10 protein-coding genes are annotated in these 12,953 nt (G+C 68.5%); all 10 read left to right on the forward strand.

Features of this window, described 5'->3' with window-relative positions:
* Positions 1 to 32: 32 nt before the first annotated feature.
* Positions 33 to 3,959 (forward strand): GH92 family glycosyl hydrolase, encoded by a 3,927-nt coding sequence (locus ABZY89_RS13015; protein WP_355227700.1) that lies wholly within the window; start codon positions 33 to 35, stop codon positions 3,957 to 3,959.
* Positions 3,960 to 4,020: 61 nt separating this feature from the next.
* Positions 4,021 to 5,997: an excinuclease ABC subunit UvrC gene (uvrC, locus tag ABZY89_RS13020; RefSeq protein ID WP_355227702.1), complete on the forward strand. Its 1,977-nt coding sequence runs from the start codon at positions 4,021 to 4,023 to the stop codon at positions 5,995 to 5,997.
* 3 nt (positions 5,998 to 6,000) lie between these two features.
* Positions 6,001 to 6,867 (forward strand): RNase adapter RapZ, encoded by an 867-nt coding sequence (gene rapZ / locus ABZY89_RS13025; RefSeq protein WP_141792971.1) that lies wholly within the window; start codon positions 6,001 to 6,003, stop codon positions 6,865 to 6,867.
* A gap of 2 nt (positions 6,868 to 6,869) precedes the next feature.
* Positions 6,870 to 7,850, forward strand: a complete 981-nt coding sequence (yvcK, locus tag ABZY89_RS13030; protein WP_355227705.1) for a uridine diphosphate-N-acetylglucosamine-binding protein YvcK — start codon at positions 6,870 to 6,872, stop codon at positions 7,848 to 7,850.
* 60 nt (positions 7,851 to 7,910) lie between these two features.
* Positions 7,911 to 8,897: a DNA-binding protein WhiA gene (gene whiA, locus ABZY89_RS13035; RefSeq protein ID WP_045547796.1), complete on the forward strand. Its 987-nt coding sequence runs from the start codon at positions 7,911 to 7,913 to the stop codon at positions 8,895 to 8,897.
* Between the two features lie 185 nt (positions 8,898 to 9,082).
* Positions 9,083 to 10,081, forward strand: a complete 999-nt coding sequence (gap, locus tag ABZY89_RS13040) for a type I glyceraldehyde-3-phosphate dehydrogenase (protein WP_355227707.1) — start codon at positions 9,083 to 9,085, stop codon at positions 10,079 to 10,081.
* 38 nt (positions 10,082 to 10,119) lie between these two features.
* Positions 10,120 to 11,343, forward strand: coding sequence for a phosphoglycerate kinase (locus tag ABZY89_RS13045; protein ID WP_355227708.1), 1,224 nt, complete (start codon positions 10,120 to 10,122; stop codon positions 11,341 to 11,343).
* A complete protein-coding gene (gene tpiA / locus ABZY89_RS13050) occupies positions 11,343 to 12,152 on the forward strand; it encodes a triose-phosphate isomerase (RefSeq protein ID WP_350840483.1) in 810 nt (269 codons plus the stop codon). The genes ABZY89_RS13045 and tpiA overlap by 1 nt, the downstream gene beginning before the upstream one ends.
* 56 nt (positions 12,153 to 12,208) lie before the next feature.
* Positions 12,209 to 12,439 (forward strand): preprotein translocase subunit SecG, encoded by a 231-nt coding sequence (secG, locus tag ABZY89_RS13055; RefSeq protein WP_008357155.1) that lies wholly within the window; start codon positions 12,209 to 12,211, stop codon positions 12,437 to 12,439.
* Positions 12,440 to 12,571: 132 nt separating this feature from the next.
* On the forward strand, positions 12,572 to 12,931 hold the full coding sequence (locus ABZY89_RS13060; RefSeq protein WP_160022595.1) for an RNA polymerase-binding protein RbpA: 360 nt from the start codon (positions 12,572 to 12,574) through the stop codon (positions 12,929 to 12,931).
* Positions 12,932 to 12,953 lie beyond the last annotated feature (22 nt).

Genomic DNA, 12,953 nt, shown 5'->3' on the forward strand with positions numbered 1-12,953 from the left:
GCAGAACGAGAGGCCGGGCCCGCCTGGCCGCGATGATCGCCGCTACGGCGGCGCTGATGGTCGCGATGACCGGCACCGCGCCCGCGCTCGCGACGCCGGAAGCGCCTGAGCCCTCCGCGCCGAAGAGCAACACCGCCGACCCCCAGCAGGCCGCCGAGGGCGGCGACTGGGCCACCTCCTTCGAGGAGGGCGACCCGCAGCCCACCTGGGCCGACCTCGTCGACACCGACGACGACGGCAACCCCCGCACCGCGGGCGTCACCGGACCCGACCCCTTCGGCATCCCCGGTGACATCTCCGAGCACATCACCGGTGTCACCGCCAGCGGAGAGAACTCGGGCTCGGGCGAGGGGGCCGCCGAGCTCGTCGACGGCGACATCAACACCAAGTGGCTCACCTTCGCGACCACCGGCTGGGTGCAGATCGAGCTCGACCAGCCCGTCAACGTCGTCAGGTACGCCCTCACCTCGGCCAACGACGCCGCCGAGCGCGATCCCAAGAACTGGGTGATCCAGGGCTCCACCGACGGCCAGACCTGGACGACCGTCGACACCCGCACCGGCCAGTCCTGGGACGAGCGCTTCCAGACCCGAGAGTTCGAGATCGCCTCACCGCAGGCGTACTCCCACTACCGCATCGACATCTCCGCCAACCAGAGCGGCGGCATCATCCAGCTCGCCGAGTGGCAGCTCTCCGACGGCTCCGAGCCCCCGCCGCCGCTGAAGAACATGACCAGCCATCCCGACGACGGCCCTGCCACGGCGTACGCCGCGAAGTCGAAGGTCGGGTTCACCGGCGTGCACGCCTTCGAGTACGCCGGCAAGATCACGGCCGACAAGGGTCACTCCTACAACCGCGTCTTCGACGTCGACATCCCGGTCGGCGCTGAGACCGAGCTGTCCTACCTGGTCTTCCCGGAGTTCATCGAGGGCGACCTGAGCTACCCGAGCACGTACACGGCCGTCGACCTTGTCTTCACCGACGGCACCCTGCTCTCGGAGCTCGGCGCGCTCGACGCGCAGGGCTACGTACTGTCGCCGGAGGGCCAGGGCGAGTCGAAGTCGCTCTACACCAACCAGTGGAACAAGAAGACCTCCGTCATCGGCGAGGTCGCCGCGGGCAGGACGATCGACCGGATCCTGGTCGCCGTCGACGCCCCGAGCGGCCCGACGAAGTTCCGTGGCTGGTACGACGACATCGCGATCACGGCCTCCCCGGACGAACCCCAGATCACCAGCCGTGTCGACTACGCCGTCACCACCCGTGGCACCCAGTCCAGCGGCAGCTTCTCGCGAGGCAACAACATCCCCGCGACCGCGGTCCCGCACGGCTTCAACTTCTGGGCGCCGATGACCAACGCCGGCTCGCTGTCGTGGTTCTACCGCTACCACCAGGACAACGACGCCCAGAACCGGACCAGCCTGCAGGCGCTGACGCTGAGCCACGAGACCAGCCCGTGGATGGGTGACCGGCAGACCTTCCAGGTGATGCCGTCGGCCGCCGAGGGCATCCCCGACCCGGGCCGCAACGCGCGTGAGCTCACCTTCGAGCACGAGAACGAGACCGCCCGGCCGCACTATTACAAGGTCGGCTTCGACAACGGGCAGAGTGCCGAGATCGCACCGACCGACCATGCGGCCGTCTTCCGGTTCACCTACCCCGGCGACTCCGCGCGGCTGGTGTTCGACAACGTCAACAACGACGGCGGGCTGACCCTCGACCCGGCGGCCGGGACGCTGACCGGCTTCACCGACACCCGCAGCGGCCTGTCCAACGGCGCCACCCGGATGTACGTCTACGCGACCTTCGACCAGCCGGTCACCGGCGGCGGCAAGTACGCCACCGGCGAGCGCCCGAACGTACAGGGCCATCTCGAGTTCGACGCCGGCGCGGACCGGACCGTGACGATGCGCATCGCCACCAGCCTGATCGGCATCGACCAGGCCAAGCGCAACCTCGAGCTCGAGGTCGGCGACGACTCCTTCGACACGGTCAAGGAGAAGGCGAAGGCGCTGTGGCAGGACAAGCTCGACGTGCTCGACATCCAGGGTGCGACCAAGGACCAGAAGACGACCGTCTACTCCAACCTCGCCCGGCTCTTCCTCTACCCGAACTCCGGCCACGAGAACACCGGCACCGAGGACGAGCCGGTCTGGAAGCACGCCGTGCAGTCCACCTCCGGTGACACCAACCCGCCGGGCACGACGCCCACCCACACCGGGGCCGACATCGTGGACGGCAAGGTCTACGTGAACAACGGCTTCTGGGACACCTACCGCACCACCTGGGCGGCCTACTCGCTCCTGGAGCCGAGCCAGGCGGCCGAGATGGTCAACGGCTTCGTGCAGCAGTACAAGGACAATGGCTGGATCTCGCGCTGGTCCTCGCCGGGCTACGCCAACCTGATGACCGGCACCAGCTCGGACGTCTCCTTCGCCGACGCGTACGTCAAGGGAGTGGAGGGGATCGACGCCGAGGCCGCCTATGCGGCCGCCGTGAAGAACGCCACCGTCCGGCCTCCGGGCTCCGCGACCAACTCCAACGTCGGCCGCAAGGGCATGCAGACCTCGGTGTTCCTCGGCTACACGCCTGCGGCCGTGAGCGAGGGCGTCTCCTGGGGGCTCGAGGGCTACATCAACGACTACGGCATCGGGAACATGGCCGCGAAGCTCGCCAAGCGCGAGGGGATCTCCTCGGCCGAGCGGAAGCGGCTGCGGGAGGAGTCGGAGTACTTCCTCGGCCGGGCCCGCAACTACGTCAACACCTTCGACACCAAGGTCGGCTTCTTCCAGGGCCGCAACGCCGACGGCACCTTCAAGAAGTCGCCGGCGGACTACAACCCGCTGGTGTGGGGCAGCGACCACGACTACACCGAGACCAACGGGTGGAACTTCGCGTTCCACACCCCGCAGGACGGCCAGGGCCTGGCCAACCTCTACGGCGGTCGCGGCGGGCTCGCGAAGAAGCTGGACACGTTCTTCGCGACCCCGGAGACGGGGGAGTACCCGGGCTCCTACGGCGGCATCATCCACGAGATCCGCGAGGCCCGCGACGTACGCATGGGGCAGTGGGGCTTCTCCAACCAGGTCAGCCACCACATCCCGTGGATGTACAGCTACACCGGGCAGCCCTGGAAGACGCAGGAGATCGTCCGCGAGACCCTGCGCCGGATGTACACCGGCTCCGAGATCGGGCAGGGCTACGCCGGTGACGAGGACAACGGCGAGACCTCGGCGTGGTACCTCTTCGCCGCCCTCGGCCTCTACCCGCTGCAGATGGGCAGCGAGAACCTCGTGCTCGGCTCGCCGCAGTTCACCAAGGCCACCCTCCACCTCGAGGGCGGCAACGACCTGGTGATCAAGGCACCGAAGAACAGCAACGAGAACATCTACGTCCAGGGCGTCAAGATCGACGGCAAGACCTGGGACAAGACGTACGTCTCCCACCAGGAGCTCGCCGACGGCGGCACCATCGAGTTCGACATGGGCTCGAGGCCGTCGCGCTGGGGCACCTCGCCCAGCGCCGTCCCGCCCTCGCTGACCACCGGGTCGGATCCGGCCACGCCGATCGCCGACAAGTCGGGCCCGGGCAAGGGCACGGTGTCGGCCAGCGGAAACGACGGCGAGACGCTGGTCGACAACGACTCCGGGACGCAGACGACCGTGGCCGGTGACGGCTGGGTCGAGTACCGGTTCTCAGGGACCAAGGTGCCGGTGTCCTTCTACACCCTCACCAACGGCGCCGACGGTGGCTCGCCGAACGGCTGGGTCGTCAAGGGTTCCAACGACGGCACCGACTGGAAGGTGCTCGACCGGCGCTCGGGTGAGGAGTTCGCCTGGCAGCAGGCCACCCGGCCGTTCAAGCTCGAGTCGGAGTCGAGGTTCAACCGGATCCGGATCGAGTTCACCGGGACATCCGCGGAGCAGATCACGCTCTCGGAGGTGGAGCTGCTCGGCTAGCCGACCCGGGCACCCCCTGCGTACCGCCAGCCTGTCGGTCCTCGCCGATAGGCTGGCGGACGTGCCCGATCCGCAGAGCTATCGCCCGAAAGCTGGGAGCATCCCCACCCAGCCCGGGGTCTACCGGTTCCGCGATCCCAAGGGGCGGGTGATCTATGTCGGCAAGGCGATCAACCTGCGTCAACGGCTCGCGAACTACTTCCAGCCGATCCCCAGTCTTCACCCGCGCACGGCCACGATGGTGACCACCGCGGCCAGCGTCGAGTGGACGACGGTCAACAACGACATCGAGGCGCTCCAGCTCGAATACACCTGGATCAAGGAGTTCGACCCGCGGTTCAACGTCAAGTACCGCGACGACAAGTCCTACCCCTGGCTCGCGGTCACCGTCGGCGAGGAGTTCCCGCGGGTCATGGTCGGTCGCGGCGCCAAGCGCAAGGGCACCCGATACTTCGGCCCCTACGGCCACGCCTGGGCGATCCGCGAGACCGTCGACATCCTGCTGCGGGTCTTCCCGATGCGCTCGTGCAGCAACGGCGTCTTCAAGCGCTCGCAGCAGATCGGCCGCCCCTGCCTGCTCGGCTACATCGACAAGTGCACCGCCCCGTGCGTCGGCAACATCTCCGCCGAGGAGCACCGGGAGATCGTCGACGACTTCTGCGACTTCATGGCCGGCCACACCACGACCTTCACCAAGCGGATCGAGAAGGAGATGTACGCCGCGTCCGAGGCCCTTGACTTCGAGAAGGCCGCGCGGCTGCGTGACGACCTCGCCGCGATGCAGCGGGCCCTGGAGAAGCAGGCGGTGGTGCTCGGCGACGGTGCCGACGCCGACGTGATCGCCCTGGCCGAGGACCCGCTCGAGGTCGGCGTGCAGATCTTCTACGTACGCGGCGGCCGCATCAAGGGACAGCGCGGCTGGGTCGCGGACCGGATGGACGACGCCGACACCGCCGGCCTGGTCGAGCACTTCCTGCTCCAGCTCTACGCCGGCGAGGACGCCGAGGCGATCCCCCGCGAGATCCTGGTCCCGGCGCTGCCGCCCGACCACGAGACCTTCGAGGAGCTGCTCTCGGACGTACGGAAGGCGAAGGTCAGGATCCGGGTCCCGCAGCGCGGCGACAAGAAGACGCTCCAGGAGACCGTCGCCAACAACGCCAAGCAGGCCCTCGCTCTCCACAAGACCAAGCGCGCCAGCGATCTGACCATCCGCAACCGCGCGCTCGAGGAGATCCAGGAGGCGCTCGAGCTCGACGAGGTGCCGCTCCGGATCGAGTGCTACGACATCTCCCACCTGCAGGGCACCGAGATCGTGGCCAGCATGGTGGTCTTCGAGGACGGCCTCGCCCGCAAGTCCGAGTATCGCCGGTTCATCATCAAGGGCCAGGACGGCTCCGACGACGTCCGGGCGATGCACGAGGTGATCACCAGGCGGTTCAAGCGGCTGCTGGACGAGCAGTCGACGTCGATCGTGTCGACCGAGGTCGAAGGGGCCAGCGGTCCGATGCTGGTTGACCCGGAGACCGGCCGGCCCCGCAAGTTCGCCTACGCCCCCGGCCTGGTCGTCGTCGACGGCGGCGCACCCCAGGTGGCGGCCGCGCAGCGCGCCCTGACCGAGCTCGGCATCAATGACATCCCGGTCGTCGGCCTGGCCAAGCGGCTGGAGGAGGTCTGGGTCCCCGACGAGGAGGACCCGGTGATCCTGCCGCGCAGCTCCGAGGGGCTCTACCTGCTGCAGCGGGTCCGCGACGAGGCGCACCGGTTCGCGATCACCCACCACCGAGGCCGCCGGTCGAAGTCCATGGTGGAGAGCCTGCTCGACGACGTACCCGGCCTCGGCGAGGTGCGCCGTAGGACGCTGATGAAGCACTTCGGCTCGCTCAAGAAGCTCAAGGCGGCGACCGTCGAGGAGATCGCTCAGGTGCCCGGCATCGGCCCCGGCACCGCGACAGCGATCAAGACCGCTGTGGAGCAGACCGCGAAGAATGGCAAGGTTAGCGCCATCAACGTCACCACTGGCGAGATCATCGAGGAGTAGGTCATGCACAAGGGGGAGGTCGTCGTCATCACAGGCATGACCGGTGCCGGGCGGAGCACCGCCGCCAAGGAGCTGGAGGATCTCGGCTACTACGTCGTCGACAACCTGCCGCCGAGCCTGCTCCCGCAGGTGGTCGAGCGGGTCGACGCGGCCCGCGGCCCGGAGCAGCCGGTGGCGGTCGTGACCGACGTACGTTCCGGGTCCTTCTTCGCCGAGCTCGAGGAGATCGTGGCGAAGGGAGCCACCGGGCGGCGTACGACGCTGGTCTTCCTCGACGCCGCCGACGACACGCTGGTCCGCCGTCAGGAGGCCGCGCGGCGGCCGCACCCGATGCAGCGGGGCAACGAGCGGCTGCTGGACGCGCTCGAGCGGGAGCGGGTGGTGCTGGCCAGCCTGCGTGGCGCAGCCGACCTGGTCATCGACACGACCCAGCTCAACGTGCACCAGCTCACCGCGAGGATCGCGGAGGCGTTCGGCACCCCTGAACGCACCACCTTGAAGGTGTCGGTGGTGAGCTTCGGGTTCAAGTACGGGATCCCGGTCGACGCCGACTTCATGGCCGACATGCGTTTCCTGCCCAACCCGCACTGGGTGCCGGAGCTGAAGGACGGCAACGGACGTGACAACCCCGACGTAGCCGCGTACGTCTACTCGCGCCCTGGTGCGGAGGAGTTCCTGAGCGGGTATGTTCCGGTGCTCATCGGAGTGACCAAGGGCTACCTCCACGAAGGAAAGAGGTTCATGCGCGTGGCGATCGGGTGCACGGGCGGCAAGCACCGCAGCGTGGCGATGGCGGAGGAGATCTCCAGGCGGCTGCGAGATGCCGGCCTGGATGCGAAGGCGATCCACCGAGACCTCGGGCGGGAGTGAGAGTGGCCGGGGCCGACCGACCCGGGGCAGATGCCCAGGCCGTCGTCGCCCTGGGGGGAGGGCACGGACTGCACGCGTCGTTGAGCGCGCTGCGGCTGCTGGTCGACGACCTGACCGTCGACCAGCTCACCGCGATCGTGACGGTCGCCGACAACGGCGGCTCCAGCGGCCGACTCCGACGGGAGTTCGGCGTGCTCCCGCCGGGCGACCTGCGGATGGCGCTCGCCGCGCTGTGCGGCGCGGACCGCTGGGACGACACCTGGGCGCAGGTGCTGCAGCACCGCTTCGCCGGCGAGGGCGAGATGCGCGGCCACAACCTCGGCAACCTGCTGATCGTGGGCCTGTGGGAGCAGCTCGGCGACCACGTCGAGGCCCTCGACTGGGTCGGCCGCCTGCTGGGCGCCAAGGGCCGGGTTCTGCCGATGGCGCTGGTGCCCATGGACATCGTCGCCGAGGTCAGCGGGCTGGTCCCGGGCGACCCGGAGGCGCGGCTGGAGATCAGCGGGCAGGTCGAGGTCGCCACCACCGACGGCCGGATCGAGTCCATCCAGCTGGTCCCCGACAACCCACCGGCCGCCCCCGACGCCGTCAAGGCGATCTGCGAGGCCGAGTGGGTGTTCCTGGGGCCCGGCTCCTGGTTCACCTCCGTCCTGCCGCACCTGATGGTCCGTGCCCTGCGCGAGGCCCTGGTCGCGACCTCCGCGAAGATCGTCGTCGTGCTCAACCTCGGCGAGCAGCCGGGGGAGACGACCGGCTTCGGCCCCGCCGAGCACCTCTCCGTCCTCCTCGAGCACGCCCCCGACCTCCGCATCCACACCGTCCTCGTCGACTCCTCCCTCGACGGCCTCGACGAGCTGTCGCGGGTGGCCGAGAAGTGCGGTGCGCAGGTCGAGGTCGCCGATGTCGCCGTCGGCGACGGCACCCCTCGCCACGACCCGGAGCGGCTGGCAGCTGCGTACGCGAGGGTGATCGGGGCGGGTTAGCGCGGGCTCCGACGTGGAACCGATTCGAGGGTCGTTGACATCAATGAAAGACTCTCCGGCATGGCGATGACGGGACAGGTGAAGGCCGAGCTGGCCTCCACTCAGATCACCAAGACATGCTGCCGGAAGGCAGAGGTTGCCTCGACGTTGAGGTTCGCTGGGGGGATCCACATCGTGGCAGGCAGGATCGTGGTCGAGGCTGAGCTCGACACCGGTCTGGCCGCCAGGAGACTGAAGCGAGACATCGCCGACGTCTTCGGTCACGAGGCAGAGGTGGCTCTCATCCAGGCGAGCGGGCTTCGTAAGGGCAGCCGCTACATCGTGCGCGTGGTCAAGGACGGTGAGGCGCTGGCGCGTCAGACCGGCCTTCTCGACCAGCGTGGCCGGCCGGTGCGAGGTCTTCCGCCTGCCGTCGTCTCGGGCGGGGCCTGCGACGCGGTGGCCGCCTGGCGCGGTGCCTTCCTGGCCCACGGCTCGCTCACCGAGCCGGGCCGATCCTCCTCGATGGAGGTGACCTGCCCGGGCTCGGAGTCGGCCCTCGCCCTCGTCGGCGTCGCCCGCCGTATCGGCATCTCGGCGAAGCCGAGGGAGGTACGCGGCGTGGACCGTGTCGTCATCCGCGACGGTGACGCGATCGGCCAGTTGCTGACCCGCCTGGGCGCCCACGAGTCGCTGATGGCCTGGGAGGAGCGCCGGATGCGCCGTGAGGTCCGCGCCACCGCCAACCGGCTCGCCAACTTCGATGACGCCAACCTGCGCCGCTCGGCCCGTGCGGCCGTCGCTGCCGGTGCTCGCGTCGAGCGCGCCCTGGAGATCCTCGGCGAGGACATCCCCGACCACCTGCGCCAGGCTGGCAAGCTCCGCCTGGAGCACAAGCAGGCCTCGCTCGAGGAGCTGGGCCAGCTTCACGACCCGGTGCTGACCAAGGACGCGATCGCCGGCCGCATCCGCCGCCTGCTGGCGATGGCCGACAAGCGGGCCGAGGAGCTCGGCATCCCCGACACCGAGGCGTCGCTGACCGCGGAGATGCTCGCCGAGGACGCCTGAGAGCCGCATCCACGACCTGAAACCGGCCCGAGCCCCTCGACTGATCGAGGGGCTCGGGCCGTTTGCTACTCGTCCGTCTTTTGGAACGATCCAACCCAGTCTCCCGCTGTTCAGAGGCGCTGGGTAGTGTCGGCGTCAGCGGGTGATCCCGCGCACAATCTTTTCGACGCGAACCAGGAGTCCACGTGACAGTTCGAGTAGGCATCAACGGATTCGGCCGGATCGGCCGCAACTTCTTCCGCGCGGTGCGCGCCTCCGACCTCGACATCGAGATCGTCGGGGTGAACGACCTCAGCGACAACGCAACGCTCGCGACGCTGCTGAAGTTCGACTCGATCCTCGGCCCGCTCGGCGCCGACGTGTCCGCCACCGAGGACGCGATCGTCGTCGACGGCAAGGAGATCAAGGCGTACGCAGAGCGCGACCCGGCCAACATCCCCTGGAAGGACCTCGACGTCGACGTCGTGATCGAGTCGACCGGGTTCTTCACCGACGCGACCAAGGCACGCGCTCACATCGACTCCGGCGGGGCGAAGAAGGTGATCATCTCCGCGCCGGCGAAGAACGAGGACGCCACCATCGTGATGGGCGTCAACGAGTCGATTTACGACCCCGAGGCCCACACGGTGATCTCCAACGCCTCGTGCACGACCAACTGCCTGGCGCCGCTGGCGAAGGCGCTCAACGACGGCGTCGGCATCAACCAGGGCCTGATGACGACCGTGCACGCCTACACCGCCGACCAGAACCTTCAGGACAACATCCACAAGGACATGCGCCGCGCCCGTGCTGCCGCGCTCAACGTCGTGCCCACCTCGACCGGCGCCGCCAAGGCCATCGGCCTGGTGCTGCCGGAGCTGAAGGGCAAGCTCGACGGCTACGCCCTGCGCGTGCCGGTCCCGACCGGCTCGATCGTCGACCTCTCCTTCGAGGCCTCGCGCGAGACCTCGGTCGAGGAGATCAACTCGATTATGGAGAAGGCCGCCGACGGGAAGTTCCTCGTCTACTCGACCGACCCGATCGTCTCCTCCGACATCGTCACCAACCCGGCGTCCTCGATCTTCGACGCCCCGCTGACCAAGGTGATCGGCAACCAGGTCAAGGTCGCGGCGTGGTACGACAACGAGTGGGGCTACTCCAACCGACTCGGTGACCTGGTGGCGTACGTTGGCGCGAGCCTGTGACCCAGCGACCTGCCTCACAGGTTAGGGTCTAGCCCGTTATGTCTCTGAATCTCACGCAGCTCATCGAGCAGGGTGTCGCGGGCAAGCGAGTTCTCGTGCGCTCCGACCTCAACGTCCCGTTGGAAGGCACCACGATCACCGACGACGGTCGTATCCGTGCCTCGGTGCCCACGATCAAGGCGCTGGCCGACGCCGGCGCCAAGGTCGTGGTGGTCGCCCACCTCGGTCGGCCGAAGGGAGAGCCGGACCCGGCCTACTCGCTGGCCCCCGTGGCGGTCCGCCTCGGTGAGCTGCTCGGTGCCGAGGTCGCCTTCGCGACCGACACCGTCGGCGACTCCGCCAGCTCGGTCGTCGGCGGCCTCGCCGACGGCCAGGTCGCGCTGCTGGAGAACGTACGCTTCAATGCCGGTGAGACGAGCAAGGACGACCACGAGCGGGCGACCTTCGCCGCCGAGCTCGCCGCCCTGGCCGACGCCTTCGTCTCCGACGGCTTCGGCGTGGTCCACCGCAAGCAGGCCTCCGTCTACGACGTCGCCAAGCTGCTCCCGAGCGCGCAGGGTGGCCTGGTGACCACCGAGATCGAGGTGCTCAAGCGGCTCACCGAGACCCCTGAGCGCCCCTACGTGGTCGTCCTCGGCGGCTCGAAGGTGTCCGACAAGCTCGGCGTGATCGACAACCTGCTCGGCAAGGCGGACAAGCTGCTCATCGGGGGCGGCATGGTCTTCACCTTCCTCAAGGCCCAGGGCTACGAGGTCGGCCAGTCGCTGCTCGAGGAGGACCAGATCCTCACCGTGCTCGGCTACCTCGAGCGCGCCGAGGAGATCGGCGTCGAGATCCTGCTTCCGACCGACGTCGTGGTCGCCGACTCCTTCGGCGACGAGGCCTCCGCCCGAGTGGTCGCGGCCAACGCGATCCCGTCCGACTCGCTCGGGCTCGACATCGGTCCGGAGTCGGCCCAGACCTACGCCGCCGCGCTCGAGGGGGCCAAGACGGTCTTCTGGAATGGCCCGATGGGCGTCTTCGAGCAGGCCGCCTTCGCCGAGGGCACCCGCGCGGTCGCCCAGGCGCTCACCACGATCGACGGTCTCTCCGTCGTCGGCGGTGGCGACTCCGCCGCGGCGATCCGCCAGCTCGGGTTCGCCGATGACCAGTTCGGTCACATCTCGACCGGCGGGGGTGCTTCGCTCGAATACCTGGAGGGCAAGACCCTTCCGGGCGTCGCCGTGCTGGACGAGGCGACCGTGGTCGGGGGACTGGGCTGATGGCGGCCAAGAAGCCGGCCACGGGGCGCACCCCGCTCATCGCCGGCAACTGGAAGATGAACCTCAACCACCAAGAAGCGGTGGTCCTGGTCCAGAAGCTCGCCTGGACGCTCTCCGACAAGCGCCACGACTTCGCTGCCGTGGAGGTGGCGGTCTTCCCGCCGTTCACCGACATCCGTTCGGTGCAGACGCTGGTCGACGGCGACAAGATGCGCATCACCTACGGTGCCCAGAACGTCTCCACCCAGGAGTCCGGCGCATACACCGGCGAGGTCTCGGCCGCGATGCTGGCCAAGCTCGGCTGCTCCTACGTGATCGTGGGTCACTCCGAGCGTCGTGAGCACTATGGCGAGACCGACGAGATCGTCGCGCTCAAGGCCAAGATCGCGCTCAAGCACAACATGATCCCGATCGTCTGCGTCGGCGAGGGCCTCGAGGTCCGCCAGGCAGGCAACCACCTCGACCACTGCACCGCCCAGGTCGAGGGCTCGCTGGCCGGGCTCACCGACGCCGAGGTCGGCCAGGTCGTGATCGCCTACGAGCCGGTCTGGGCGATCGGCACGGGGGAGACCGCCACCGCACAGGACGCTCAGGAGGTCTGCGCCGGCATCCGGGACCAGCTCGAGAAGAGCTACGGCGCGGAGATCGCCGATGGCGTACGCATCCTCTACGGCGGCTCGGTGAAGCCCAACAACGTGGCCGCGCTGATGCAGGAGGCCGACGTCGACGGGGCGCTGGTCGGCGGGGCGAGCCTCTCGGTCGAGGACTTCGCGGCAATCTCGCGCTACTACGACCTGCCCGTCCTCTAAGCCGGTCCTCTAGGCCGGTGCTGTAGGTTTCGGGCTCTCCAGATAGGATTTCAGACGTGGAACTTCTCTTCACCATCATCCTGGTCATCGCGAGTGCGCTGATGATCCTGCTCGTGCTGCTTCACAAGGGCCGCGGTGGCGGACTCTCCGACATGTTCGGTGGCGGTGTCTCGAGCTCGCTGGGTGGATCCTCAGTCGTCGAGCGCAACCTCGACCGGCTCACCATCGGCATCGGTGTCATCTGGTTCGCCTGTGTGATCGCGCTCGGCCTGCTGATGGCCTACTGAAACATTCCCCTTCAGCGCACGCGCGATAGCGTCTAAACTCTTCGACGCTGGACGGAGATTTTGCCGTCCGATTCCCCCAAAGTGGCCTCTCGGGGCTGCGAAATCTAAGTTGAGAGAGGACACCGCAGCACCATGGCAGGTGGAGGGAACGCGATTCGGGGCTCCCGAGTCGGTGCTGGGCCGATGGGTGAGGCGGAGCGCGGCGAAGCTGCGCCACGAAAGGCCGTCACCTACTTCTGCACCAACGCACATCGCTCGGTCATCACCTTCGCCGTCGAGGCGACGCCACCGGACTCCTGGGACTGCCCCAAGTGTGGGCTCCCAGCTGGTCTGGACGAGGAGAACGCGCCCCCGGCGCCGAAGATCGAGCCTTACAAGACCCACCTCGCCTACGTGAAGGAGCGCCGCTCCGACGCCGAGGCCGAGGACATCCTGGAGGAGGCAATCGCCCTCCTCCGCTCCCGCCGCAAGTCCGGCGAGATCATCTTCTGAAACACCCGCCGAGTCGGCGCAT

It is taken from the genome of Nocardioides sp. NPDC006303, from assembly GCF_040613175.1.
In the GTDB taxonomy this organism is placed as follows: Bacteria; Actinomycetota; Actinomycetes; order Propionibacteriales; family Nocardioidaceae; genus Nocardioides.

Coding starts and splice junctions, on each gene's coding strand:
- whiA (WP_045547796.1), top strand. CDS start 7,911: ATGGCGATGACGGGACAGGTGAAGGCCGAGCTGGCCTCCACTCAGATC.
- tpiA (WP_350840483.1), top strand. CDS start 11,343: ATGGCGGCCAAGAAGCCGGCCACGGGGCGCACCCCGCTCATCGCCGGC.
- rapZ (WP_141792971.1), top strand. CDS start 6,001: ATGCACAAGGGGGAGGTCGTCGTCATCACAGGCATGACCGGTGCCGGG.
- ABZY89_RS13060 (WP_160022595.1), top strand. CDS start 12,572: ATGGCAGGTGGAGGGAACGCGATTCGGGGCTCCCGAGTCGGTGCTGGG.
- ABZY89_RS13045 (WP_355227708.1), top strand. CDS start 10,120: ATGTCTCTGAATCTCACGCAGCTCATCGAGCAGGGTGTCGCGGGCAAG.
- ABZY89_RS13015 (WP_355227700.1), top strand. CDS start 33: ATGATCGCCGCTACGGCGGCGCTGATGGTCGCGATGACCGGCACCGCG.